The 24,090-nt window shown below is 66.5% G+C and carries 20 protein-coding genes; 14 read left to right on the forward strand and 6 right to left on the reverse strand.

Features of this window, described 5'->3' with window-relative positions; translation table 11 throughout:
- Positions 1–317 precede the first annotated feature (317 nt).
- The 8 genes from EMQ25_RS01140 (at position 318) to EMQ25_RS01175 (ending at position 9,217) form a co-directional block, all read left to right on the forward strand.
- Positions 318–1,916, forward strand: a complete 1,599-nt coding sequence (locus EMQ25_RS01140; RefSeq protein ID WP_127186718.1) for a peptide chain release factor 3 — start codon at positions 318–320, stop codon at positions 1,914–1,916.
- Positions 1,917–2,062: 146 nt separating this feature from the next.
- Positions 2,063–4,969 (forward strand): insulinase family protein, encoded by a 2,907-nt coding sequence (locus EMQ25_RS01145; RefSeq protein ID WP_127186719.1) that lies wholly within the window; start codon positions 2,063–2,065, stop codon positions 4,967–4,969.
- 59 nt (positions 4,970–5,028) lie between these two features.
- Positions 5,029–5,331, forward strand: a complete 303-nt coding sequence (locus EMQ25_RS01150; RefSeq protein ID WP_127186720.1) for a putative quinol monooxygenase — start codon at positions 5,029–5,031, stop codon at positions 5,329–5,331.
- A gap of 46 nt (positions 5,332–5,377) precedes the next feature.
- Entirely contained in the window at positions 5,378–6,379 is a 1,002-nt protein-coding gene (locus EMQ25_RS01155) for a ligase-associated DNA damage response exonuclease (protein WP_127186721.1), read from the forward strand.
- A complete protein-coding gene (locus EMQ25_RS01160) occupies positions 6,376–7,953 on the forward strand; it encodes a cisplatin damage response ATP-dependent DNA ligase (RefSeq protein ID WP_127186722.1) in 1,578 nt (525 codons plus the stop codon). The genes EMQ25_RS01155 and EMQ25_RS01160 overlap by 4 nt, the downstream gene beginning before the upstream one ends.
- A 34-nt stretch (positions 7,954–7,987) precedes the next feature.
- On the forward strand, positions 7,988–8,266 hold the full coding sequence (locus EMQ25_RS01165) for a UvrB/UvrC motif-containing protein (RefSeq protein ID WP_127186723.1): 279 nt from the start codon (positions 7,988–7,990) through the stop codon (positions 8,264–8,266).
- A gap of 233 nt (positions 8,267–8,499) precedes the next feature.
- Positions 8,500–8,625: a type B 50S ribosomal protein L36 gene (ykgO, locus tag EMQ25_RS01170; RefSeq protein WP_127186724.1), complete on the forward strand. Its 126-nt coding sequence runs from the start codon at positions 8,500–8,502 to the stop codon at positions 8,623–8,625.
- A gap of 151 nt (positions 8,626–8,776) precedes the next feature.
- Positions 8,777–9,217 carry an SRPBCC family protein gene (locus EMQ25_RS01175; protein ID WP_127186725.1) on the forward strand — a complete coding sequence of 147 codons (441 nt, stop codon included), beginning with the start codon at positions 8,777–8,779 and terminating at the stop codon, positions 9,215–9,217.
- Between the two features lie 3 nt (positions 9,218–9,220).
- Here the strand turns inward: EMQ25_RS01175 and pyk are convergent, their stop codons facing one another.
- Both pyk and EMQ25_RS01185 read right to left on the reverse strand, forming a co-directional pair.
- The gene (pyk, locus tag EMQ25_RS01180) at positions 9,221–10,657 is read right to left on the reverse strand and encodes a pyruvate kinase (protein WP_127186726.1); all 1,437 of its coding nucleotides are present in this window, start codon (positions 10,655–10,657) and stop codon (positions 9,221–9,223) included.
- The gene (locus EMQ25_RS01185; protein WP_127186727.1) at positions 10,654–11,199 is read right to left on the reverse strand and encodes a DUF1036 domain-containing protein; all 546 of its coding nucleotides are present in this window, start codon (positions 11,197–11,199) and stop codon (positions 10,654–10,656) included. The genes pyk and EMQ25_RS01185 overlap by 4 nt, the downstream gene beginning before the upstream one ends.
- Positions 11,200–11,368: 169 nt before the next feature.
- Here EMQ25_RS01185 and EMQ25_RS01190 point away from each other — a divergent pair, with 169 nt between their 5' ends.
- Positions 11,369–11,635, forward strand: coding sequence for a DUF2312 domain-containing protein (locus tag EMQ25_RS01190; RefSeq protein WP_127186728.1), 267 nt, complete (start codon positions 11,369–11,371; stop codon positions 11,633–11,635).
- A gap of 207 nt (positions 11,636–11,842) precedes the next feature.
- A complete protein-coding gene (locus tag EMQ25_RS01195; protein WP_127186729.1) occupies positions 11,843–12,136 on the forward strand; it encodes a GIY-YIG nuclease family protein in 294 nt (97 codons plus the stop codon).
- 397 nt (positions 12,137–12,533) lie between these two features.
- Here the strand turns inward: EMQ25_RS01195 and dxs are convergent, their stop codons facing one another.
- The 4 genes from dxs to EMQ25_RS01215 all read right to left on the reverse strand — a co-directional run bounded on the left by dxs (position 12,534) and on the right by EMQ25_RS01215 (position 19,906).
- Positions 12,534–14,471 (reverse strand): 1-deoxy-D-xylulose-5-phosphate synthase, encoded by a 1,938-nt coding sequence (gene dxs / locus EMQ25_RS01200; protein WP_127186730.1) that lies wholly within the window; start codon positions 14,469–14,471, stop codon positions 12,534–12,536.
- A gap of 76 nt (positions 14,472–14,547) precedes the next feature.
- Positions 14,548–16,335: a peptidoglycan L,D-endopeptidase MepK gene (locus tag EMQ25_RS18300; RefSeq protein WP_127186731.1), complete on the reverse strand. Its 1,788-nt coding sequence runs from the start codon at positions 16,333–16,335 to the stop codon at positions 14,548–14,550.
- Positions 16,336–16,650: 315 nt separating this feature from the next.
- Positions 16,651–18,288 (reverse strand): L,D-transpeptidase family protein, encoded by a 1,638-nt coding sequence (locus EMQ25_RS01210; RefSeq protein ID WP_158625906.1) that lies wholly within the window; start codon positions 18,286–18,288, stop codon positions 16,651–16,653.
- Between the two features lie 160 nt (positions 18,289–18,448).
- Positions 18,449–19,906: a sigma-54-dependent transcriptional regulator gene (locus tag EMQ25_RS01215; RefSeq protein WP_127186733.1), complete on the reverse strand. Its 1,458-nt coding sequence runs from the start codon at positions 19,904–19,906 to the stop codon at positions 18,449–18,451.
- A gap of 176 nt (positions 19,907–20,082) precedes the next feature.
- Between EMQ25_RS01215 and EMQ25_RS01220 the strand changes: the two genes are divergently transcribed.
- The 4 genes from EMQ25_RS01220 to EMQ25_RS01235 all read left to right on the forward strand — a co-directional run bounded on the left by EMQ25_RS01220 (position 20,083) and on the right by EMQ25_RS01235 (position 24,089).
- Positions 20,083–21,915 carry a M3 family oligoendopeptidase gene (locus tag EMQ25_RS01220; RefSeq protein WP_127186734.1) on the forward strand — a complete coding sequence of 611 codons (1,833 nt, stop codon included), beginning with the start codon at positions 20,083–20,085 and terminating at the stop codon, positions 21,913–21,915.
- Between the two features lie 26 nt (positions 21,916–21,941).
- Complete coding sequence (locus EMQ25_RS01225) at positions 21,942–22,112, forward strand: aa3-type cytochrome c oxidase subunit IV (protein ID WP_244606425.1); 171 nt, start codon at positions 21,942–21,944, stop codon at positions 22,110–22,112.
- Positions 22,113–22,185: 73 nt separating this feature from the next.
- Positions 22,186–23,727, forward strand: a complete 1,542-nt coding sequence (locus EMQ25_RS01230) for a Re/Si-specific NAD(P)(+) transhydrogenase subunit alpha (protein WP_425290220.1) — start codon at positions 22,186–22,188, stop codon at positions 23,725–23,727.
- A complete protein-coding gene (locus EMQ25_RS01235; protein ID WP_127186736.1) occupies positions 23,727–24,089 on the forward strand; it encodes a proton-translocating transhydrogenase family protein in 363 nt (120 codons plus the stop codon). Before EMQ25_RS01230 ends, EMQ25_RS01235 begins: the two co-directional genes overlap by 1 nt.
- The last annotated feature ends 1 nt before the right edge of the window (position 24,090 follow it).

Genomic DNA, 24,090 nt, shown 5'->3' on the forward strand with positions numbered 1-24,090 from the left:
TTTGCGTGACTTCGATGTGGCTTGCCAAATCGCCGAAAGCGCGCCAGCATCTTGCCAACGTCAACAGCTGAGAGGAGGTGATCCAATGTCTTTCAAGAAATCGTCGATTTCCCGGGGTTTTGGGTCCTGTCGCCTCGTGACGGAGCAGCCTTCGTCATAGGGTCGAAGCGCCCGGGGCTTGCCCCGGTCCCGCGGAGATCGCGAAATCTGGGAAAGGCCGCCCGCAGGGGCGGCCTTTTCTTTTTGCTGTTGATCGGCGGCGCTTGCGGTGAAACAACCCCGGCTGTTTCCCCGCCTGCCCCGGAAGACCGCCCCTAATGACCGAACTCGCCCCCGCGACCACGAAATCCGCAAAGACGCTGCCCTATCAGTCGCGCCGGACCTTTGCGATCATCTCGCACCCGGACGCGGGCAAGACGACGCTGACCGAGCGGCTGCTGGCCGCTTCGGGCGCGATCCAGGAGGCCGGACAGGTGCGCGGGCGCTCCAACAAGCGCGCCACGCGCTCGGACTGGATGGAGATCGAGCAGAAGCGCGGCATCTCGATCACCTCTTCGGTGATGACGTTCGAGCATTCGGGGCTCACCTTCAACCTGCTGGACACGCCGGGGCACTCTGACTTTTCCGAGGACACCTATCGCACGCTGACGGCGGTGGACGCGGCGGTGATGGTGATCGACCTTGCCAAGGGCATCGAAAGCCAGACGCTGAAACTCTTCGAGGTTTGCCGGCTGCGCGACATCCCGATCGTCACCTTCGTCAACAAGGTGGACCGGGAGGGCCAGGAGCCGCTCGACATTCTCGATGAAATCGCCTCGACCCTGGCGCTCGACGTGACGCCGATCGTCTGGCCGCTGGGGCAGGGGGTGGATTTCCGCGGGACGGTCGATCTGGTCGCCGGCGAGGTGCTTTCGCCCTCGGGCGAGGTGATGCGCGAATTCGAGGACGTCGACGAATTGCTGCTCGACGAAAAGCTGAACGCGGATCCGGTCATCCGCAATTCGCTCGAGACGCTCGACCTGGCGCGGGCGGGCCTGCCCGAATTCGACCTTGAGACGTTCCGCGCGGGCCATCTGACGCCGGTGGTGTTCGGCTCGGCGCTCAAGGGCATTTCGGTGCCGGAACTGCTCGCGGCGCTCGGGGACTGGGCGCCCGAGCCGCGCCCGCAGCCGGCCGAGCCAACCCCGATCCTGCCGTCCGAGCCCAAGGTTTCGGGGTTCGTCTTCAAGGTGCAGGCCAATATGGATGCCAATCATCGCGACCGCGTGGCGTTCGTGCGTCTCTGCTCGGGCACGTTCCGGCGCGGCATGAAGCTGCGCAATGTGCGCACCGGCAAGGACCTCGCGATCGCCAATCCGATGTTCTTTTTCGGCGCGACGCGCGAAACCGCCGACGAGGCGGTGGCCGGGGACATCGTGGGCATTCCCAATCACGGCTCGCTCAGCGTTGGCGACACGCTGACCGAGGGCGCGAGCTTCAAGGTGACGGGCATTCCCAATTTTGCCCCCGAAATCCTGCGGCGGGTGCGGCTGACCGATCCGATCAAGGCCAAGCAGCTGGGCAAGGCCCTGAGCGATCTGGCCGAAGAGGGCGTGGCACAGGTGTTCCGCCGCATGGTGGGCGCGGACTGGCTGGTGGGCGTCGTCGGGCCGCTGCAGCTCGAAGTGCTCGCCGCCCGCATCGCCAAGGAATACAACGTGCCCATCACCTTCGAGGATGTGGGCTTCGAGATGGCCCGCTGGGTGGAAGCCGAGGACAAGGACGAGCTGAAGCGGTTCATCACCGCCAACAAGCTCGAACTGGCCGAGGACAAGGCGGGCGATCCGATCTTCCTCGCGCAGAACTCCTGGTGGCTGGCGCGGGCCGAGCGGGACTGGCCGGGCATTCGCTTCTTTGCCACCAAGGAACGGAACTGACCCCCTCCTCCCATCCTCCCCCACGAGGGGGGAGGTGCCCGATTGTGCGTGTGATGGGGTCCTGGTTTGACGGCATCATTGTCGCGCACTGGCGGATCGGCGGCCGGGTTCCTAGATTAGCGGGCAAAGCCCGATAAGGAATTCCGATGTCCCATCCCGCCTTCGACCTCTTGCGCGAGCAGTCCGTTCCCGAAGTCAATTCGACCGCCCGCTTCTACCGGCACAGGAAAACCGGGGCCGAAGTGCTCTCGCTCGCCAATGACGACGAGAACAAGGTGTTCGGCATCACCTTCAAGACGCCGCCCGCCGACTCGACCGGCGTGGCCCATATTCTGGAACATTCGGTGCTGTGCGGGAGCCGGAAATATCCGGTCAAGAAGCCGTTCGTGGAGATGCTGAAGGGCTCGCTGCAGACCTTCCTCAACGCGATGACCTTCCCCGAAAAGACCGCCTATCCGGTGGCGAGCCAGAACCTGCAGGACTTCTACAATCTGGTGGACGTCTATCTCGACGCGGTCTTCTTCCCGCTGATCTCGGAGGACACTTTCCGCCAGGAAGGGTGGCATTACGAGCTCGAGGCGAGCCAGGCGCCGCTGAAGTTCAAGGGCGTCGTCTTCAACGAGATGAAGGGCGCCTATTCCTCCCCGAGCGCGGTCCTGTCCAAGGCGAGCCAGCTCTCGCTCTATCCCGACACGACCTATGGGGTGAATTCGGGCGGCGATCCCACGGCGATCCCGGACCTCAGCTATGAGGCGTTCCGCGATTTTCACGAGCGGTTCTACCATCCTTCCAATGCAAGGATCGTCTTTTACGGGGACGATCCGGAGGCGGGGCGGCTCGAGATGCTCGAAGCCTATCTGGGGCAGTTCGAGGCTCGCGAAGTGGATGCCGCGATTGCGCCGCAGCCGCGCTTTGCCGAGCCGCGCCGGATCGAGCAGACCTACGCGGCAAGCGAGGCGGAGGCCGGCCGCAAGACAGGCATGGTGACGGTCAACTGGATGCTCGACCGGTTCGAAAATGCCGAGGAGGCTTTGGCGCTCAGCGTGCTCGAACAGGCGCTGGTGGGCAATTCCGCCGCGCCGCTGCGCAAGGCGCTGACCGATTCCGGGCTCGGGGAGGGGCTGACGGGCAGCGGGCTCGTCGCCGATTTCTACCAGCCCATGTTCACCGTCGGGCTCAAGGGGATCGCCGAGGGCGATGCCGAAAAGGTCGAGGCGCTGATCCTTTCGACCCTCGAGCGGCTTGCGGCGGACGGTATCGACGAGGGAACGGTGGCCTCGGCGCTCAATACGCTCGAATTCGCGCTCCGGGAAAACAATACCGGATCCTATCCGCGCGGCCTCTCGATCATGTTCCGGACCATGCGGACGTGGCTGCATGGTGAGGATCCGCTCGAGCCGCTGGCCTTCGAAGCGCCGCTTCAGGCGCTCAAGGAGAGGCTTGCCGCGGGGGCGCCGATCTTTTCGGACCTGATCAGGCGGCATCTGCTCACCAACACCCATCGGACGACCGTGTCGCTGAAGGCCGATCCCGGGCAGGGGGCGCGCGAAGCGGCCGAAGAGCGGGCCCGGCTCGACGCGGCCAAGGCGGCGATGGACGAACGGGCGCTCGCGGAGATCCGCGAGGTCGAAGCACGGCTCAAGACGCTGCAGGCGACCCCGGACAGGCCAGAGGACCTGGCGCGGATCCCGACCCTGCAGCTCGGCGATCTGCCTGCCGAGAACAAGGAAATCCCGATTTCGGTCAGCGCGCTTGCAGGCGTGCAGTACTTCCGCCACGAACAGCCGACCAATGGCATCGTCTATCTCGATCTCGGTTTCGACCTCAGGACGCTGGCGCCCGAGCGGCTCGCCTATATCCCGATCTTCAGCCGGGCGCTGCTGCAGACGGGCACGGCGAAGGCCGATTTCGTGGCGCTGAGCCAGCGGATCGGACGGTCGACGGGCGGCATCTATCCCTCGCGCTGGCATTCGGCCAAGGCCGCGGGCGGCACGGCGAGCTGGCTCTTTCTTCGCGCAAAGGCGACGGCGGACAAGGGCGCAGAGCTGCTCGATATCTTGAGCGAAGTGGTGCTGACCGCCCGGCTCGACAATCGCGAGCGCATCAAGCAGATGGTGCTCGAGGAGAAGGCAGGCTTCGAAAGCCGCCTTGCGCCGGCGGGCAACGGCATCGTCAGCACGCGGCTGCGCGCATCGCTGCACGCTTCGGACTGGGTGGCCGAGCAGATGGGCGGGGTGAGCTATCTCTTTTTCCTGCGCAGTCTTGCCGAAAGGATCGAAACCGATTGGGGCGGGGTCGCGGCCGATCTCGAGGCGATCCGCACTGTGCTCGTCGACCGGGCGCGCATGGTGGTCAATGTGACGGCCGAGGACCGGTTGATCGCCGATTTCGAGCCGGGGCTGAGGGGCATGCTCGAGACCCTGCCCGAACGCGGCGGGGACCATCTCGACTGGCCGGTGAGCCCGAGGACGAATGAGGGGCTGAGCTTTCCCGGGCAGGTCAATTATGTGGGCAAGGGCGGGGACCTCTACGGGCTCGGCTACACCCGCACGGCGGCGACCTCGGTGGTGCTGCGGCACCTGCAGACGACCTATCTCTGGGACAAGGTGCGGGTAGAGGGCGGAGCCTATGGCGGGTCGGCCGGGTTCGACCCCTTCACCGGCGGGTTCGTCTTCGTCTCCTATCGCGACCCCAATCTGCTCGAGACCCTCGACGTCTATGACGGGGCGGCGGCGTTCCTGCGCGAGCCGATCGGGGAGGCCGAGCTCAAGAGCTCGATCATCGGGGCGATCGGGCAGATCGACCGCTACATGCTGCCCGACGCCAAGGGTTTTACCTCGATGGCGCGCTATCTGATGGAAGACACCGTGCATGCGCGGCAGGAACGGCGCGAGGAGGTGCTGGGCGCAAGCGTGGCCGATTTCCATCGGCTCGCCGATGCGCTCGATGCGTTGAAATCGAGCGGGCGGGTGGTGGTGCTCGGCTCGGAGACGGCTTTGCAGGAGGCCAATGCGGCACGCGCCGGCTTGCTCTCGCTCACAAAGGTGCTCTGAGGCGGGGAACCCCGGCAGCGGCGCGGGGTTCCTCCTCCATCATCTTAAGGAGACGCGAAATGGTGCAGAAAGCTCTCTATGTCCGCCTCAAGCCCAAGCCCGGCAAGGCGGAGGCGCTCGAGGCCTTTCTCGCCGCCGCACAGCCGCTCGTCGAGGCCGAGCCGGACACGACCGTCTGGTTCGCGCTGCGCGAGGACGATGGCAGCTATTCGATCTTCGACGGCTTTCCCTCCGAGGAGGGGCGGGCGGCCCATCTTGCGGGCATGGTCGCCGAGGCGCTCGGCGCAAAATCGGACGAACTGCTCAGCGCCCCGCCCGAAATCCACAAGATCGACGTGCTCGCCTTCAAGGTGCCGAAATAGCGGTCGGGCCTGAACCGGCGCGGGATTGACGGCGTTACCGATCACCATGGCCAGCCCGCTCCTCGACCGTCATCTTCATCTCAAGGCGATCGATACCTTCATCGATCCGGTACAGCCCCGCGAGCGGGCGATCATCACCCATGGCCATGCCGACCATGCCCGCTCGGGGCATGGAGCGGTGCTGGCGACCCCCGACACCATCGCGATCATGAAGACGCGCTACGGCGAAGCGTGCGCGGGCAGTTTCCAGCCGGTGGAGTATGGCGAGCCCGTCAGCATCGACGATGTACGGATCACGCTCCATCCGGCCGGCCATGTGCTCGGCAGCGCGCAGGTGCTGATCGAGCACAGGGGGCAGCGCGTGGTGGTGACGGGCGACTACAAGCGCCTGCCCGACCGCACTGCGGCGCCCTTTGAACTGGTGCCCTGCGACCTGCTGGTCACCGAGGCAACCTTCGGATTGCCGGTCTTCCAGCACCCGGCGCCGAGCGACGAGATCGCCCGGCTTGTCCGCTCGCTCGAGGCGAACCCCGATCGAGCCCATCTCATCGGCGCCTATGCGCTGGGGAAAGCGCAGCGGGTGATCAGCCTTCTGCGCGAAGGCGGGCACGATGCGCCGATCTATCTGCACGGCGCCCTTCTGAGGCTCTGCGCGCTCTATGAGGAGCGGGGCATCCCGCTCGGGGATCTGCGACCGGCGACGGGGGTGGCCAAGCCCGAGCTTGCGGGCCGGGTGGTGATCGCGCCGCCCTCGGCGCTCAAGGATCGCTGGAGCCGGCGCCTGCCCGATCCGGTGCTCGCCATGGCTTCGGGCTGGATGAGCGTCAAGCAGCGGGCCCGGCAGCGCGGCGTCGAGCTGCCGCTGATCATTTCTGACCACGCGGACTGGAACGAGCTGCGTGAAACTATTGCCGATACGGGCGCCGAAACGATCTGGGTGACCCATGGGCGCGAAGATGCGCTCGTCTATCACTGCCGCCAGCAGGGGCTCGTTGCCGAACCGCTCAACATCCAGGGCTATGAAGAGGGGGAGGAGGACGAGAGGTGAAGGCCTTCGCCCAATTGCTCGAACTGCTCGCCCTGACCCCGTCGCGCAACCGCAAGATTGCCGCGCTCGCCGAATATTTCGCCAAGACGCCCGACCCCGATCGCGGCTATGCGCTGGCGGTGCTGACCGGGGCGCTGAGCTTCCGGAACGTGAAGCCCGCCAAGCTCAAGGAGATCGTTCTTGGGGAAGTCGACCCCCATCTCTTCGCGCTCTCCTACGATTATGTGGGGGATCTGGGGGAAACCATCGCGCTCATCTGGCCCCATCACGGGGGCACCGAGGAGCTGCCGTCGCTCACCGATCTCATCGAACTCTTCAACACGACATCGAAGGGGGAATTGCCCCGGCTGATCTCGTCGCTCCTGACCCGGGCGGAGATCAACGAGCGCTGGGCGGTGGTGAAACTGGCAACCGGGGCCTTGCGCATCGGCGTGTCGGCGCGGCTCGCCAAAACGGCGCTCGCCGAGATGAGCGGCAAGGATCTGCAGGCCATCGAAGAGGTTTGGCACGGTCTCAGAATCCCTTACGCCGAACTCTTCACATGGCTTGAGGATCGGGGAGAGCGGCCCGACATCGACCATGCGGCGCGCTTCCATCCGATGATGCTCTCGAACCCGATCGACGAGGCGCGAGATCTTGAAAAGCTCGACCCCGCCGATTTCTCGGCCGAATGGAAGTGGGACGGCATAAGGGTGCAGCTCGTCGCGGCGCGGGGAAACGTGTCGCTCTTTTCGCGGACGGGAGACGATATCGGTCCGGCCTTCCCCGACGTCGTCGAGGCGATGATGGGCGACGCGGTGCTCGATGGCGAGCTTCTGGTGGGCGCCGATTTCGCGCCCGGCCCGTTCAACGACCTGCAGCAGCGTCTCAACCGCAAGGTTGCGAGCCCCAAGCACCTCAAGGACCTGCCGGCCTTCGTGCGTGTCTACGACATGCTGTTCGATGGCAGCGAGGACATCCGCGCGCTCGAATGGACCGAAAGGCGCGCGCGGCTCGAAGCGTTCTTTACCCGCCACAGGCAGACCCGGCTCGATCTCTCCGAGGTGCTGGACTTTGGGGACTGGCCGACGCTTGCCGAGCACAGGCGGCGCGGGGCCGACGAGCACGGGCATGAGGGTGTCATGGTCAAGCTCCGGACCTCGCCCTATGTGCCGGGGCGGCCCAAAGGCCTATGGTACAAATGGAAGCGCGACCCCAATCTGGTCGATGCGATCCTGATGTATGCCCAGCGCGGGCACGGCAAGCGCAGCTCGTTTTATTCGGACTTCACCTTCGGGGTCTGGAAGGGCAATGAGATCGTGCCGATCGGCAAGGCCTATTTCGGGTTCACCGATGCGGAGCTGAAGCAGCTCGACAAATGGGTGCGTACCCATACGCTGCAGGCGTTCGGGCCGGTGCGGGAAGTCGAGAAGTCGCTGGTGTTCGAGGTGGCGTTCGACAGCGCGCAGGAATCGGCGCGGCACAAATCGGGCGTGGCGCTGCGCTTTCCGCGCATCAACCGGATCCGCTGGGACAAGCCCGCGGGGGAAGCAGCAACCCTCGAGGAGATGCAGGTGTTCATCGGCGCGACCTAGCGCACCGATCGTCCGACAGGGAAAGGGATGGCTCATGTCCTCCACTTCGATCAACAGACGTATAGAAGAGCTCGAGCGCCGCATGCAGGCGGCGGCCGAGGCCGAGGATTTCGAACTGGCCGCGCGCCTGCGCGATGAGCTGCAGCGCTGGAAGGGCGAGGCCGAAGCCGGCACGCCCGAAGTGCGCCAGCCGCCCCCGGGGCAGATGGGGCTCGGCACGCACGTGCCGGTGGTCGCCCCGCCGACGGGCTGGACCCGGCCGAAAAAGCCGGATCCAATGACGGCAGGCCACAAGCCGCGCGGCAAGCGCTGAGGGGGAGGGACGCCCGCTCCCGGATGTCGGGGCGGTTTACCATGGCTCTGGAGGGGGGCTCGGGCAGGCCATCAGAGGCGGCCTCGAAGGCTTAACCCCCAGGATTTCCGGGGGTTTTCGAGGGGTGTCATCTTTGTCATGGAGGTCGTTGACAGGGGCAGGATTTGCCCCTATTTTCCGCGCCAATTGGTGGGCGCGCGGCGCCTCTTTTTATTTCTGATCGAGGTCCGACGATGAAGATCCGCAATTCCCTCAAGGCCCTGATGGGCCGGCACCGTGCCAACAAGCTGGTCCGCCGCCGCGGCCGCATCTACATCATCAACAAGGTCGACAAGCGCTTCAAGGCCCGCCAGGGCTGAGGCGTAGGCCCCAATGGGGCCTGGCGATCGCGTGGCTTAGAAGGGTCCGCCGAGAGGCGGGCCCTTTTGCTTTTGGCGACCCGATGAGACCATGGTCGGTCTTGTTTCGGACCGATTGGCAGGCTCTGCTGCAGAAAAAAGGAGCACGCAGGTGTTCAATTCGAGGAGTATCGGCATCAGGATCGGGCGGCCTTTCGGCGAGGTTTACGCCTTTTTGAGCGAGCCACGGAATTTCCCGAGCTGGGGCCCGATGCATGGCGACCATTTCGAGCATCTGGGCGGGCGGGACTATCTGGTCGACCTGCCGGGCGGGCGGGCCGTCATGACGTTTGCCGCGCCAAATAGCCATGGGGTGCTCGACTTCACGGTGACCCATGCCGATCGTCCGCCATTGAAGACGCCGGCGCGGCTGCACCCCAATGACGAGGGGTGCGAGCTGACGATGCTCCTGCAGCAGCGGCGGGGCGTGACCGACGCGCAATTTGCGTCCGAGGTCGAATGGATGTCCACCGACCTCGAAACGCTCAAGAGCCTGCTCGAGAGCCGTGCCCCGGCGGAACCGGTCCGCCGCGAGCGCCAGACCGAGCCCTGAGCCTTACGACGAGCCGGCGCCGTCCTGGCGGACGAAGGCGATGCGCAGCATGTTGGTGGCCCCGGGGGTGCCCAGCGGCACGCCGGCGGTGATGGCGATGCGGTCGCCCGGACGGGCAAAGCCCTCCTGATAGGCGATGACGCAGGCGCGATCGACCATGTCCTCGAGGCTGATCGCATCCTCGGTCTGGACGCAATGGACGCCCCAGACGAGCGACAGCCGGCGAATGGTGCGCTGGTTCGGCGAGAGCGCGAGGATGGGCTTGGAGGGTCGCTCGCGCGCCGCGCGGATGGCCGTGGAGCCCGACGAGGTGTAGGTGACGATGGCGGCCAGATCGAGCGTCTCGGCGACCTGGCGCGTCGCGGCCGAGATGGCGTCGGCGGCCGTCGCCTCGGGCTCGGTCGCCTGGGAGCGGATGATGGTGCGGTAGTTGACGTCGTTCTCGACGGCGACCGCGACCTTGTTCATGGTCGCAACGGCTTCGATCGGATACTGGCCCGACGCCGACTCTGCCGAGAGCATGATGGCGTCGGCCCCTTCGAAGACCGCGATCGACACGTCCGAGACCTCGGCGCGGGTCGGGACCGGGGCGCTGATCATCGATTCGAGCATCTGGGTGGCGACGACCACCGGCTTGCCATAGCGCCGGGCCACGCGGATCATGCGCTTTTGCAGGCCCGGGACGGTTTCGAGCGGCAGCTCGACCCCGAGGTCGCCACGCGCGATCATGAAGGCGTCGCAGAGCTTGATGATTTCCTCGAGCCGCTCGATGGCCTGGGGCTTTTCGATCTTGGCCATGACGCCGGCCCGGCCCTGAACGATCTTGCGGACGTCGATGATGTCCTCGGGGCGCTGCACGAAGCTGAGCGCAATCCAGTCGGCATCGTTCTCGAGGGCCTTCAAAAGGTCGGCGCTGTCCTTTTCGGTCAGCGCGCCGACCGGCAGCAGGGTATCGGGCAGCGACACGCCCTTCTTGTCGGAAAGCTTGCCGCCATGCACCACGCTCGTCTCGATGGCGCCGCCGCCGACGCGGGTGGCGCGCAGCTCGATCTTGCCGTCGTCGAGCAGCAGCCGATCGCCGACATTGACCGCCTCGATGATCTCGGGATGGGGCAGGTGGACGCGGGTGAGCCCGCCCGGGGTGCGCTCTGAATCGAGGGTGAAGGTCTCCCCCGAGGTCAGCTGGACCGCGCCGCCCTCGAAGGTGCCGACGCGCAGCTTGGGGCCCTGAAGGTCGACCAGAACGCCGAGGGGATGGCCGAGACTGGCCTCGACCCGGCGGATGCGCCGGACGGTCTCGGCGAGGAGCTCGTGGCTCGCATGGCTCATATTGATGCGGAACACATCGGCGCCGGCGCGGGCCAGCTCCTCGATGGTCTTCTCGTCATGGGAGGCGGGGCCCAGCGTGGCGAGGATCTTGACGCGGCGCATGCGTTTCATGGGCTATCGGCACTTTCGGCTTCTTGGGATTGGGGATCGTCCGGATCGAGGGGCTCGCCATCGAGGATGTCGGCCTCGAGCCCATCCGGCTCGGCTGGCGTTGCGTTCGCTTCGGTCAGCTGCAGGGTCCAGTCGGTGCGGTTCTGAGTGTCGACCTCGAAGAAGCCGGTCCGCTCATAACCGCGCGCCAGACAGTCCTCCACCCCGAAGATGGTGAAGGTTTCGTCGCGCGTGCACATGAAGACAGAGCCGTCCCAGGCGCCGCCCCCGATGTCGTCGGCCACGAAGAGATAGAAAAAGCGCGAATTGAGATCACCCTGGAACACGGTGGCGCACTGGGTGGGCGGGGCGACCCACCAGCCCTCGGACTGCCAGCCGCGCTCGGCGCGGTAGCCCAGTGCGATCGAGACCGGGTTTGGCGTTTCGTTGCACACGCGCAAATCGGCCATGGCGGGGGTCGCGCCGGCGAACAGCCCTGCGGCCAGCATGCCGGCCAGGATCAAACCATGACGCGAAATGAGCAAAGCCCTGCCAGAGATCATGAGAAATACGGTCCTCGTTGTGCGCATAGGGTTGGAGTGTGTCAACCGCTAAACACCGGATTTGGCGGAAATGCGCTGAGGGGCGGGCGGGCGTGTGGATTGGCCCGATTCGGGCTTGAACGGCAGCGCCCCTTGGGCTTGAACGGGGCACGAGAATCCGGAGACGTAAATGGTAGATTCAGACAGCGTAGCGCAGGACCAGCTTCGCGCCTTCATCGAGCGCATCGAGCGCATGGAGGAGGAGAAGAAGGCGATCAGCGACGACATCAAGGAAATCTATGCCGAGGCCAAGGGCAATGGCTTCGACATCAAGGTGCTGCGCCAGATCGTGCGGATCCGCAAGCAGGACCACAATGAGCGCATGGAGCAGGAAGCCCTGCTCGAACTCTACATGTCCGCCCTGGGCATGGTCGCAGCGCCCCCCGACGAGGATTGAGCGGGGCTCCCTGGCTTCGGACAGAGAGGGGCGAAGGCTGAAAGATGGATTGCCGGGACGGGCCCGGCAATCAAGGGGGGAGGGCGTGGAGGTTTGACCCCCGGATGTTGCGAAGGCTGAGGCCACTGGCTTCGTCGATGCGCTGTCTCTTCGATCCCCGTCACCACCGGGCTTGTCCGGGTGGTCGAGCCGGGGCACGCTGGTGCCATGAAGGGCTATGTCTACATCCTCGCGTCGGGTCGCAACGGGACGCTCTATGTGGGTGTCACGACCAATCCTTCACGGCGATGGTTCGAGCATCGTCATGCCCTGACCCCCGGCTTCACCAGCCGCTACGGCGTTCACCGGCTGGTCTGGCTGGAGGAGCATGACCTCGTCGTGTCGGCGATCCAGCGGGAAAAGACGATCAAGCACTATCCGCGGCAGTGGAAGATCAATCTGATCGAGGCGGTAAACCCCGACTGGTCGGATTTGCGCGGATGGCTGATGGATGCCGATTAGCGCCGGCGCGGGTGATGGGGCGATGATCCTGCGCGGGAAGAGGTGGATTGCCGGGACGAGCCCGGCAATGACGGGGGGACGGGCGGAGGTCTGGCGGTGAGGTGGTGCTGGGGTGAGCTTGGTGCGGCCCTGCTTTGGGTCGGGCCGTCTTTGCGCCTGCGTTCGTCGTCAGGCGCGTCCTTGCACCAGTTTCTCGATACCAAGCCCCAAGTCCCGCAAGTCCGTCACCACCGGGCCTGTCCCGGTGGTCCAGCGGTAGGGCACGGAGGGGGCGATGGTTCTGAGCGGAGGAGAGGTGGATTGCCGGGACGAGCCCGGCAATGACGGGGGGAGAGTGTGGTGGTTTGACGGTGAGGTAGTCCGGGAGCGGGGGCCCGACCCTTCGTGGCCGGCTAGCTCAGGTCGCGTCGCGGCTGGCGTTGAGGAGGCGCATGGCTTCGGCGTCGGTGCCGAGGGCGGAAAGGACCGTCGAGACGATGCCGGCGGGGTCGAGGCCCGCGGCGGCGTACATGTCGGCCTGGCTCGCCTGCTCGGTGAAGGTGTCGGGCATCATCAGCGGGCGGAAGCGGAGCTTGCCGTCGAGCAGCCCGTTGCGCGCAAGGAACACCGCGACATGGCTGCCGAAGCCGCCGATGCCGCCTTCTTCAACGGTCAGGAGAACCTCGTGCTCGCGCGCCAGCCGCGCGATCAACGCCTCGTCGAGCGGCTTCATGAAGCGCGCATCGGCGATGGTGGGGCTGAGCCCGAAGGCGGCAAGCTTTTCGGCGGCTGCGATCACGTCGCCGAGCCGGGTGCCATAGGAGAGGATGGCGACCGAGGAGCCCTCGCGCAGGATGCGGCCGCGGCCGATCTCGAGGGGCAGGCCCCGTTCGGGCATCTCGACGCCAAGCCCGTCGCCGCGCGGATAGCGGAAGGCGATCGGGCCTTCGTCATAGGCGGTGGCGGTGGCGACCATGTGCTTGAGCTCGGCCTCGTCGCCCGCAGCCATCAGCACCATGTTCGGGATGGCCCCGAGATAGGCCGCATCGTAGTTGCCGGCATGGGTGGGGCCATCGGCGCCGACATAGCCGGCGCGGTCAATCGCGAAGCGGACCGGCAGGTTCTGAATGGCGACGTCGTGCACGACCTGGTCGTAGGCGCGCTGCAGGAAGGTCGAGTAGATCGCGCAGAAGGGGCGCATGCCCTCGCAGGCGAGGCCCGCCGCAAAGGTGACCGCGTGCTGCTCGGCGATGCCGACATCGAAGATGCGGTTCGGGAAAAGCTCGCCGAACTTGTCGAGCCCGGTGCCGGACGGCATGGCGGCGGTGACGGCAACGACGCGCTCGTCCTCGCGGGCCTCCTGGATCAGGCTCGAGGCGAAGACCGACGTGTAGGAGGGCGCGTTGGACGGTGCCTTGGCCTGGGCGCCGGTGATGACGTTGAACTTGGAGACGCCGTGATATTTGTCGGCGGAATCCTCGGCGGGCGCGTAGCCCTTGCCCTTCTTGGTGATGACGTGGACGAGGATCGGACCGGTCTCGGCATCGCGCACGTTTTCGAGCACGGGCAGGAGATGATCCAGATTATGCCCGTCGATCGGGCCCACATAGTAGAAGCCGAGCTCTTCAAAGAGCGTGCCGCCCGTCCACCAGCCGCGGGCGAACTCCTCGGTCTTGCGCGCCTTGTCCTTGAGGAAGGGCGGCAGGAGGTCGGCGAGCTGCTTGGCGGTTTCGCGGATGCCGCGATAGGCGGGGCCGGAGACGAGCCGGGCGAGATAGGCGCTCATTGCGCCCGTGGGCGGGGCGATGGACATGTCGTTGTCGTTGAGGATGACGATGAGGCGCGCATTCATGGCGCCCGCATTGTTCATCGCCTCATAGGCCATGCCGGCGGACATGGCCCCATCGCCGATGACGGCGACGACATTGCGGCGCTTGCCCTGGAGATCGGAGCCGACCGCCATGCCGAGGCCGGCCGAAATGGAGGTGGAGGAGTGGCCCGCTCCGAACGGGTCGTAATCGCTCTCGGCGCGGCGGGTGAAGCCGGAAAGGCCATCGCGCTGGCGAAGGGTCCGGATGCGGGCGCGCCGACCGGTGAGGATCTTATGGGGATAGGCCTGGTGGCCGACATCCCAGATCAGCCGATCCCGGGGCGTATCGAAGACGGCGTGGATGGCAACGGAGAGCTCGACGACGCCGAGGCCGGCGCCCAGATGGCCGCCCGTGCAGGAGACGGCATCGATGACTTCGACGCGAAGCTCATCGGCGAGCTGGCGGAGCTGGGCGCGGTCGAGCGTCTTGAGATCCGCTGGGGTGCTCACCGTATCGAGCAGTGGGGTCGACGGCTTGTCTGTCAAGAGCCGGTCCTTTGCCGAGCAGTTACCTGAACCCTCAGATTTAGAGGGGCCCGCCCGGCTTTGCAACCGCGCCGCCTCAACGGGCGGCGAGGATCATCGGAGTGTTGCGCTCGAACCGGTCGTAGACGGGGGCATTTGCCTCGGGTTCGAAATCGATCCGACCGGCGAGGGCGCCGAGTTCGGCATCCCGGTCGACATAGCCTTCGGCGTCATAGCTGCCGGCATAGCGGGCGTCGGTCAGCGGCACGGGGCTGAAGAGGCTCTGCGCACCCGCATCGAGATCGGGGGCGACGAGATCGCCCTGGCGCTTGCCGAGGCGGGGTTCGGCGCTGCGGCTCGCGGCGACGGCGTTGAGCGCGGTCGTCATGCCGGCGGAGGCCGTGGCAGCGCCGGTGACGGCATTCCAGGTGGATTCAAAGAGGCCGCGAATGGTGTCGAGCGCGCCTTGGGCACCGCCTAGAGAGGCGGTCTCGATGGTCGCGTCCTCGGCGATGACTGCGGCCGCAGGGCTTTCGGCAGGGGCCGGGAAGCTTGCGGTGAAGGTCGCGGGCATGGAGGGCGCGCGTTTGGTTTCTGGAATGCTGGCGGTGGTGTCGCGGGAGAGGATCATCTCGAGGGCGCGACGGGCGCCGGGCTCGGATTCGATCTGCGGGACATAGGCGGTGACGAGCTGGGGCTCGGCGCGCGGGGTCATGTGGACGCGGGGCGCGGGGATCGGCGCCTGGTCGAGCGCGGCGATGGCGGAGATCGCGGTCTCGGTGGTTTCGGCGGCGGCAGGACGCGGCGCGGTGGCGAGCATCAGGCCCGCCGACTTGATCGCAGGGCGGGGCGCGGCGGGAAGGGCGGGCGCCTCGAGAGGCGCGCTCGGCTCGGTGCCGAAGGGCAGTTCGGCAGCGGCGGCGGTCGGCTCGGGCGCGCGGGCGGCGGGGCGGGCCATGGGGATCGGCGCATCGAGCGCGGCGACGGCGATGGTTGCGGTTTCGGGCTCGATATCGCGCGGAGCGGCGGGCACCGGGGGTGCTGCGGGGACGGCGGGAGCCGTGGCAATGGCAGCGGGAGCGGCGGGTGCGGCGGGCGCAGGCGAGCCGGAAGCGCGGGCAGCCGCGGTGGTCTGGGACTGATCCTGCCCACCGCCCGAGAAGAGATCCATCAGCGTGCGGCGGCCCGAAGCGGGCGCTTCGGCCATAAGGGTGCGCTGGCCACCGGAGGCGGCGGCGCCGCAGGGGACCATGCGGCACTTTTCCCATTCGGCCTGGGCGTAGCGGCGGCCCTGCTCGGAGAGCACCTTGCCGTCGGAGGGCAGGTGCAGGGTGCGCCCATCGGGGAAGATCTTTTCGAGCTGGGCGCGCGTCATGCGCGGCCAGGCGCGCACATTGCCGGTATCGAGGTGCACGAACGGGCTGCCTGAATTCGGATAATAGCCGACGCCGCCTACCTGGTAGCGCATGGCGACTTCGCGCAGTCGGGGCAGCGGCACGCCGGGAATAAAGAAATCCATGGCCTGGCCACGGGTGTGCTGCGAGTTCTCGGCAACGCCCGAGGAGGAGGCGCGCAGCATGGCGTTGGTCGCAGGGGAACGATAGGCGGAGACGATGTGGACGGGCTGGGTGGCGCCCACTTCATTGTAGACCGCCCAGATCAGGTCAAAGAGGGCAGGGTCCATCTTGGCGGGCTCGTTGCGCCGCCAGTCACGAAGGAAATAATTGAGTTCGCCCAGCACTTTCTGGTCGAACCGGCCATTGCGCTTATAGGTGAAACGGGCCGTTTCCTTGGTGTGGGTGTAGTGGAGATAGAGGGTGCGATCGCCCGAATTGGCGCTTGCAGGGACCATCATTGCCGGGAGCAGGACGGTCAGACTGATCATGGCGGCTACGACGTGCCGCAAGAAGCGCTGCAACTGCAAAACAAGTTCCCCACTACGCAAAACAAAGCCCGGAACGACGGGACGGGAGTAGAGGCTAGCGCCAAGTCCGGTAGAAATTGTTAACGCTAAAGCTCCATCCCCAGCCGCTTGCGGGCCTGCCCTCTGCCGACAAGAACTATGAAAAAAATCGGGCTGAACCAAGGCCGAAATATTAAGCGCCCGTAAACGCTGCTCTTCCTTCAGGCGGCGCGGCACGAAAAAGCCCGCTCCACCGGAGTGAAGCGGGCCCTTGAGGCGTGGCCGCGAATCGGAGGGCTAGACGCCCATCAGTTCGATCAGCCGGGCATTGTGGCCGTAGACGTCGCCATAGGAGCGGATGGTGCCGTCCTCATCGACGCGCAGGGTGAAATAGGTGAGGTGCACCGGGATGCGCGTCTCTGGGTTCACCCAGCGCTCGGAGGGGCCGAACATGCCCTGCAGCGACGCGCCGCTGATCCTGGGCTCATTGGCCATCAGCGCATCGGCGAAGGCGAACGGGTCCTGAACGCGCACGCAGCCATGGCTGTAGGCGCGGAAGGAGCGCGAGAAGAGCGCCTTGGAGGGCGTGTCGTGGAGGTACACGTCATGCTTGTTGGGGAAGAGGAACTTGATCTGCCCCAGGGCATTGCCGGCGCCGGGACGCTGGCGGATGCGGAAGGTGTTGATGCTGGTCGCGGACCAGTTGACCGAGCTGGCGTTGATCACCTGGCTGCCATAGAGCAGCTCCATGTTCTGGCTTGCGAGATAGCCCGGATTGGAAATCAGGCGCGGCCCGATCTCGTCGCGAGCGATCGAGGTCGGCACATTCCAGTAGGGATTGACGACGAGGTGCCGGATCATGTCCGAGAAGACCGGCGTCTGGTTCTTGGGCGTGCCGACGACGACGCGGGTCTCGTAGGTCACCTCGTCGCCCGAGCGGATGGCGAGGCGGAACTCGGGGATATTGACCTGGACATGGAAGTCGCCGAATTCGCCCGGCGCCCAGCGCCAACGTTCGATATTGGCAAGAATGTCTTCCTTGCGGGTCGCGGTGCCGCCATTCAACGCAGCGACGGTCGCGGGGCCGGTGACGCCATCGGGCTGGAGCCCGAGGCTCTCCTGGAAGGCGAGGACGGCGTCCGAAAGCGCCTGATCGTAGAGGGTGTCGGAGGCCGCCGGCAGCGAGAGGCGCTCGCGCAGGGCCGGCACGCGCGGATCACTCATGCCGACGCGCAGGAGCGGGCCTTCGGGAATGGTAACCTGCCGATCCATGCTGCCATCGAGATAGCGGGCGAGCGCATCCTTGAGCTGGCGATATTCGCGATGGGTGGGCTCGACCGAAGCGAAGACGGTCTCGGGATCTTCCCCCGAGGAGATGCGCGAGAGCACATCGGCGGCATCGATCCGGCGCGGCTGCAGGTCGAAATAGCCCGAGACGCTGGTCGGATCGATGCGACCGCCATGCAGGTGCTGGGCGTAGCGCACGACGGCAGCCGAGAACGCGGTCTCGAACGCAGCGAGCGCATCGGCATCGGCGCCTGCGGGCGGGGTGGCGATGGCGTCGGTCAGATAGTCCGAGGGGCGGAGGCCCTGGCGGTCCGCGGCGCGGAAAGCCGCGACCACGGCCTCGGCGGTGGGGGAGAAGACGGGTGCGCCTGTCGGGCTCTCGGTCAGCCAGAGCGGCTCGAAGCCACGTTCGCCATAGGAGAAATAGAGCTTCTGGGCTTCGCGCCAGGCGCGGGTGTCGCGCGGGGCGGCGTTGTAGTCCTCCGCGAGCGCGGTGCGGATGATGCCGGCGAGATCGCTCTTGGGTGGAGCGATGACGACGCGCGTGACCTCCGTGCCGTCGATCATGGCGACCTGCTGGGCGGATGCGGCCTGGGGCAGGGCGAGAATGGCGAAACCGGCGAGCAGGCAGGCGGAGAGCGTTTTCATGGAGGCTCCAACGACGACGTTTCGCGGCGCAGCGGGGGCAGGAACGCGGCGCAAATGCGGATTGATTTCGATTAACGCACAAATCTTAACGCTGACAATTGCTCGCGTTTTTGTGAGCAGGGCTTGTGACGTTCCTGCAACGGGGCGCGCGGGCGCGGGGTCAGGCCGCATCGGATTTGTCCTCGGCTTCGAGCCCGAATTCCCGGAGTTTCCGGTAGAGGGTCGACCGGCCGATGCCGAGGGCGCGGGCGACGCGCGACATGCGGTTGCCGTGCTGGGCCAAGGCGAAGACGATGAGTTGCCGCTCGATTTCGGCAAGGCTCGTCACCTCCCCGTCTGGCTTCAAGAACCGGTCGGGCCGGTGGCCTTCGGGCTTGCGTCGCCTCAGGACCGCATCATCGATATGAAGGGGCGCGGCGGGCGCCTTCAGCGGCGCCTCGGCGAGTTCGGCCGCGCGGCCGGCAAAGGCGAGAAGATGAGGCAGGTCATGAGGTTCGATGCGGCCATCGGTGGCCGAGACCGCCGCGCGGAAAAGCGCGGTTTCGAACTCGGCGAGATTGCCCGGCCAGGGATGGGCGGAAAGGAGCGATTCGGCATCCGGGGTGAGCGAGAGCCCACGCCGGCCGAACTCGGCACCGAGCCGATCGAGCATGCGCCGGGCGAGGGGGAGGATGTCCTCGGTGCGCTCGCGAAGCGGTGGCATGTAGATCGGCATGACGTTGAGCCGGTAGTAGAGATCCTCCCGCATCAGCCCGGCGCGGGCGAGGTTGAGGAGGCGCACGCGGCTCGTGGCAATGAGCCGTAGGTTGACGCGCTCGGCCCGCGTCGCGCCCTGGGGCCGGATTTCCCCGTCGCGGATGAGGGCGAGGAGCGCCTCCTGGGCGGGCTCGGGAAGGGCGCCGATCTCGGTGAGGAGCAGCGTGCCGCCCTGGGCGGACTGGACGGCGCCCGGCTCGAGCAGCGTGCCGCGCCGACGCCCGAAGAGGCGTCCAAAAAGCTCGGCGGGATCTTCGGCCGCGCAATCGAAGCGGATGAGCGGCTTGCCCGCGCGGTCCCCGCCACCGCGAATCGCTTCGGCGAGCAGATGCTTTCCGGTGCCGGTCTCGCCTTCGATGAGCACGGGGTGGGCGGTGCGGGCGGCTTTGCGGACGAGCCCGGCCATGCGCTCGGTTGCCGGCGCACGGGCGACGAGATCGGCCGCGGTGAGGAGCCCGGCGCGCCGCCTCCGCTCGAAGCCGAGCTCGGCCTCGAGCCGGACAAGACGCCGCGCATTGGCCAGGGCGACCGACAGCCGTTCGGCCGAGACCGGCTTGATGATGAAATCGACGGCCCCCTGCCGCAGCGCCGAGCCGACGGCATCGAGCCCCGCCGGCGTGACGGCCGCGATGACGGGCACGGCGATCCGTTCGCGCGCAAGCGTCGAGAGAAGCGCAAGCCCATCGAGATCGGGCATTGTGAGATCGAGCACCATGGCGGCGATGCCCGGCGTTTCGCGCAGGATTGTGAGGGCGGCTTCCCCGGACGGGGCGGTGCGGACGGCGAGCCCGGTGCGGGCCGCCATGTCGGCGGTCTGGCGCAGGTCGATGGGGTTGTCGTCGACAACGAGAACGGTGGTCATGGGCTTCCGGCGGAGTGGTGACGCGAATCGGCTGTGCCGTTTTGGGCCAGACTGACCGCCGGCTCTTAACAGCCGATTAAGTGGCGAGGTGACGCGGGGCCGCAGCCTTGGCAGGGGTGACGGGGGTGGCTAAGCTTGCCTGAAACACGTTTTGCCAAAACCAGTTCGAGAGCCAGATGACCGATAGCAAGAGCCTTGCCGCAGCGCCCGCAAAAGAGGGGCACAACCGGTTCGGCACGCTGCCCGAATGGGATCTGACCGATCTCTATGCGAGCCCAGATGCGCCCGAGCTCAAGGCGGACCTGAAGCGGGCGGCCGAGGAGGCCAAGGCCTTTGCTTCGGATTACAAGGGGCGGTTGGAGACGCTGGCGCGCGAAGGCGGGCTCATCGAAGCGATCCGCCGCACCGAAGCCCTGGGCGACCTCACGGGCCGGATCGCGTCCTTCGCCTATCTCAACTATGCACAGAACACGGTCGATCCGGCGCGCGCGAAGTTTCTTGGCGATGTGAGCCAGGCGCTGACCGACATGTCGACCGGGCTCATCTTCTTCGAACTCGAACTCAACCGCATCGAGGACGGGGTGCTCGACGCGGCGCTCGAAGCGGATCCGGACCTCGCCCGCTACCGCCCCTGGTTCGCCGAATTGCGCAAGGCCAAGCCCTACCAGCTCGAGGACAGGGTCGAGCAGCTCTTCAACGAGAAGTCGGTGAGCGGGGCGCAGGCATGGAACCGGCTCTTCGACGAGACGATGGCCAGCCTCGAATTCGACGTGGACGGGGAGACGCTGGGGCTCGAGGCGACGCTCAACCTCATGTCCGACCGGAACGAGAAGAAGCGCGCGGCGGCCTTCAAGGGGCTGTCGACGACCCTGCAGCAGAACGGTCGGCTCTTCACCCACATCACCAATGTGCTCGCCAAGGACAAGGAAATCTCGGATCGCTGGCGCGGCTACGCCGATATTGCGGACAGCCGGCACATGGCCAATTCGGTGGAGCGGGAAGTGGTCGACGCGCTCGAGACGGCGGTGCGCTCGGCCTATCCGCGGCTTTCGCACCGCTATTATGCGATGAAGGCGAAATGGTTCGGCAAGGACCAGCTCGACGCCTGGGACCGCAATGCGCCGCTGCCCACGAGCGACGAGCGGATCTTCGACTGGGAGACCGCCAAATCGACGGTGCTCGAGGCCTATGGCCGGTTTTCGCCCGAGCTCGCCGAAGTGGCGCAGCCCTTTTTCGAGGGCGGGTGGATCGATGCGCCGGTGAAGCCGGGCAAGTCGCCGGGGGCCTTTGCGCACCCCACGGTGCCGAGCGCCCATCCCTACCTGATGCTCAATTACCTCGGGAAGGCGCGCGACGTGATGACGCTCGCCCACGAGCTCGGCCATGGAGTGCACCAGAGGCTCGCCGCCCCGCAGGGGCCGCTGATGGCGCCGACCCCACTGACGCTGGCCGAAACCGCAAGCGTCTTCGGGGAGATGCTGACCTTCCGCTCGCTGCTCGAGAAGACGACGGACCCAAAGCAGCGCTTCGCGCTCCTGTCCTCCAAGGTCGAGGACATGCTCAACACCGTGGTGCGCCAGATCGCGTTCTACAGCTTCGAGCGCCGGGTGCACACCGAGCGGCGGCAGGGGGAGCTGACGCGCGAGCAGCTCAACGCGATCTGGATGGAAATCTCAGCCGAAAGTCTGGGTCCCGCCATCCGGCTCAATGATGGATATGAGGTGTTCTGGTCCTACATCCCGCACTTCATCCATTCGCCCTTCTATGTCTATGCCTACGCCTTCGGGGATTGCCTTGTGAACTCCCTGTACGCACAGTATGAGAAATCCAGCGCGGGGTTCGCGGAGCGCTATTTCGAGCTCTTGAAGGCCGGGGGGTCCAAGCATCATTCCGAACTGCTGGCGCCGTTCGGACTGGACGCCAAGGATCCGCAATTCTGGTCGCTCGGGCTCTCGATGATCGAGAGGCTGATCGGCGAGCTCGAAGCCACCGCCCCGCAGGCAAACTGAAGAACACCAGATCCAAGGACTGACGCATGGCCAATCCGAAGCCCAAGACGACCGAGCCCGATACCGATTACCTGCCGCCGGCGATGGACTATCGCATGCATGAGGGGACCTATGAGCGGTTCCTCGTGATGGTGAAGTGGGGCACGATCTCGGTCGCGATCCTCATGGTGATCCTCTACTTCCTGATCATAGCCTAAGCCCTCTCCCGACGCCCTCGCGGGAGAGGGCGAAACCGCCGGATGACCGGCCCGCCCCCGAGTTGACGAGGAGTTGTCGATGAAGATTGCAGTCCTGGCCGAGCGGGCCGAGGGGGAGACCCGGGTCGCGGTTTCTCCCGAGACCGTGGGCAAGCTCAAGGCGCTCGGCGCGGACGTGGTGATCGAAGCGGGAGCGGGCGCTCGGTCCCGCTTTACCGACGAGGCCTTTGCCGCCGCGGGCGCCGAAATGCTCGCGGACCGCGTTGCGGTGGTGGCGGGGGCGGAGGTGGTGCTCGGCGTGCGGCGGCCCGAGGCGGCGGCGCTTGCCGGTGCTGCGCCGGGGGCTCTCGTCATCGGGGCGATGGACCCCTATGGCAACGAACCGGCCATCAAGGCGCTGGCGGATGCGGGCGTCACCGCGATCGCCATGGAATTTATGCCGCGCATCACGCGCGCGCAGGTGATGGACATCCTCTCGAGCCAGGCCAACCTTGCCGGCTATCAGGGCGTGATCGAGGCGGCGGCCGCCTTCGGGCGCGCGTTCCCGATGATGATGACGGCGGCGGGCACGGTGCGCCCGGCAAAGGTCTTTGTGATGGGCGCGGGCGTTGCGGGCCTGCAGGCGATCGCGACCGCGCGGCGGCTCGGTGGCGTCGTCACCGCCAATGACGTCCGCCCCGCAGCCAAGGAACAGGTCGAAAGCCTCGGCGGCAAGTTCATCGCGGTCGAGGACGACGAATTCAGGCAGGCCGAGACCTCTGGCGGCTATGCCAAGGAAATGTCCGCCGAATACAAGCAGAAGCAGGCGGCGCTGACCGCAAGCCATATCGCCAAGCAGGACATCGTGATCACGACCGCGCTGATCCCGGGCCGGCCCGCGCCGCGGCTGATCTCGGCGCAAATGGTGGAGACGATGGCGCCCGGTTCGGTGATCGTCGACCTTGCGGCCGAGCGCGGCGGCAATTGCGAGCTGACCGTGCCTGGCGAGATCATCGAGCATCGGGGCGTGACGATCATCGGGCACCGGAATTTTCCGGGGCGGCTGCCGACAAGCGCAAGCCAGCTCTATGCGCGCAATCTGCTGGCGTTTCTCGAAACGCTGATCGGCAAGGAGACCCGGGCGCTTGCGGTCAACTGGGATGATGAGCTGGTCAAGGCGACCGTGCTGACGCGGGACGGGGCGATCGTCCATCCCAATATCAGGCTCGAGCCTGCCCCGATGCCGACCGAGGTGCCGGCAATGGCCGACACGCCCCGTCCGCCCGAAGCGGCGGTGATCGAGGAGCGGCCGGCCGAAGCCTCCACCGCATCGACGACTGAAGCCGCTCCGGCGCCGGCCGCCATTGCCAAGCCGCGGGCGCGCAAGGCGGCGACGCCGAAGACTGCCGCTCCCAAGACTGATGCCTCCAAGATTGCCGCGCCCAAGACCGCTGCGTCCAAGACCGCTGCGCCCAAGACGGCTGCGTCCAGAACGCGGGCGGCGGCGACACGCGCCGATGCGACGAAGCCTGCTGCAGCCGGGGCGAAGGCCAAGCCCGCGCGGCCCGCAAAGACCGGGGCCGCGGCCAAGCCGCGTGTGCCCCGCAAGCCCGAAACCCCAAGGGATGACCAGTGATGGAAACGACCGCCGAGCACAGTGCCGACGCCATCAGCCTCGCCGTCAGCACGGCGACGGGCGGGGCAATCGACCCCTTCACCTTCCGCCTCGCCATCTTCGTTCTGGCGATCTTCGTGGGCTATTACGTCGTGTGGAGCGTGACGCCGGCGCTGCACACCCCGCTGATGAGCGTCACCAATGCGATCTCCTCGGTGATCGTGGTGGGCGCGCTGCTTGCGGTCGGGGTGTCGCTGGCGGGCGAGAGCAGCTGGGTGTCGAAACTCTTCGGGTTCATCGCGCTCATCTTTGCGAGCGTCAACATCTTCGGCGGCTTTCTCGTCACCCAGCGCATGCTGGCGATGTACAAGAAAAAGAGCTGAA

The organism is Arsenicitalea aurantiaca, assembly GCF_003994485.1.
Taxonomy (GTDB): domain Bacteria; phylum Pseudomonadota; class Alphaproteobacteria; order Rhizobiales; family Devosiaceae; genus Arsenicitalea; species Arsenicitalea aurantiaca.

Bases quoted from the DNA above. Each gene is read 5' to 3' on its own strand.
- EMQ25_RS01150 (WP_127186720.1), top strand. From the start codon at position 5,029: ATGGTGCAGAAAGCTCTCTATGTCCGCCTCAAGCCCAAGCCCGGCAAG.
- EMQ25_RS01225 (WP_244606425.1), top strand. From the start codon at position 21,942: ATGGCCAATCCGAAGCCCAAGACGACCGAGCCCGATACCGATTACCTG.
- EMQ25_RS01220 (WP_127186734.1), top strand. From the start codon at position 20,083: ATGACCGATAGCAAGAGCCTTGCCGCAGCGCCCGCAAAAGAGGGGCAC.
- EMQ25_RS01195 (WP_127186729.1), top strand. From the start codon at position 11,843: ATGAAGGGCTATGTCTACATCCTCGCGTCGGGTCGCAACGGGACGCTC.
- EMQ25_RS01145 (WP_127186719.1), top strand. From the start codon at position 2,063: ATGTCCCATCCCGCCTTCGACCTCTTGCGCGAGCAGTCCGTTCCCGAA.
- EMQ25_RS01155 (WP_127186721.1), top strand. From the start codon at position 5,378: ATGGCCAGCCCGCTCCTCGACCGTCATCTTCATCTCAAGGCGATCGAT.
- EMQ25_RS01165 (WP_127186723.1), top strand. From the start codon at position 7,988: ATGTCCTCCACTTCGATCAACAGACGTATAGAAGAGCTCGAGCGCCGC.
- EMQ25_RS01235 (WP_127186736.1), top strand. From the start codon at position 23,727: ATGGAAACGACCGCCGAGCACAGTGCCGACGCCATCAGCCTCGCCGTC.
- EMQ25_RS01215 (WP_127186733.1), bottom strand. From the start codon at position 19,906: ATGACCACCGTTCTCGTTGTCGACGACAACCCCATCGACCTGCGCCAG.
- EMQ25_RS18300 (WP_127186731.1), bottom strand. From the start codon at position 16,335: ATGATCAGTCTGACCGTCCTGCTCCCGGCAATGATGGTCCCTGCAAGC.
- ykgO (WP_127186724.1), top strand. From the start codon at position 8,500: ATGAAGATCCGCAATTCCCTCAAGGCCCTGATGGGCCGGCACCGTGCC.
- EMQ25_RS01190 (WP_127186728.1), top strand. From the start codon at position 11,369: ATGGTAGATTCAGACAGCGTAGCGCAGGACCAGCTTCGCGCCTTCATC.
- EMQ25_RS01210 (WP_158625906.1), bottom strand. From the start codon at position 18,288: ATGAAAACGCTCTCCGCCTGCCTGCTCGCCGGTTTCGCCATTCTCGCC.
- EMQ25_RS01140 (WP_127186718.1), top strand. From the start codon at position 318: ATGACCGAACTCGCCCCCGCGACCACGAAATCCGCAAAGACGCTGCCC.
- EMQ25_RS01185 (WP_127186727.1), bottom strand. From the start codon at position 11,199: ATGATCTCTGGCAGGGCTTTGCTCATTTCGCGTCATGGTTTGATCCTG.
- pyk (WP_127186726.1), bottom strand. From the start codon at position 10,657: ATGAAACGCATGCGCCGCGTCAAGATCCTCGCCACGCTGGGCCCCGCC.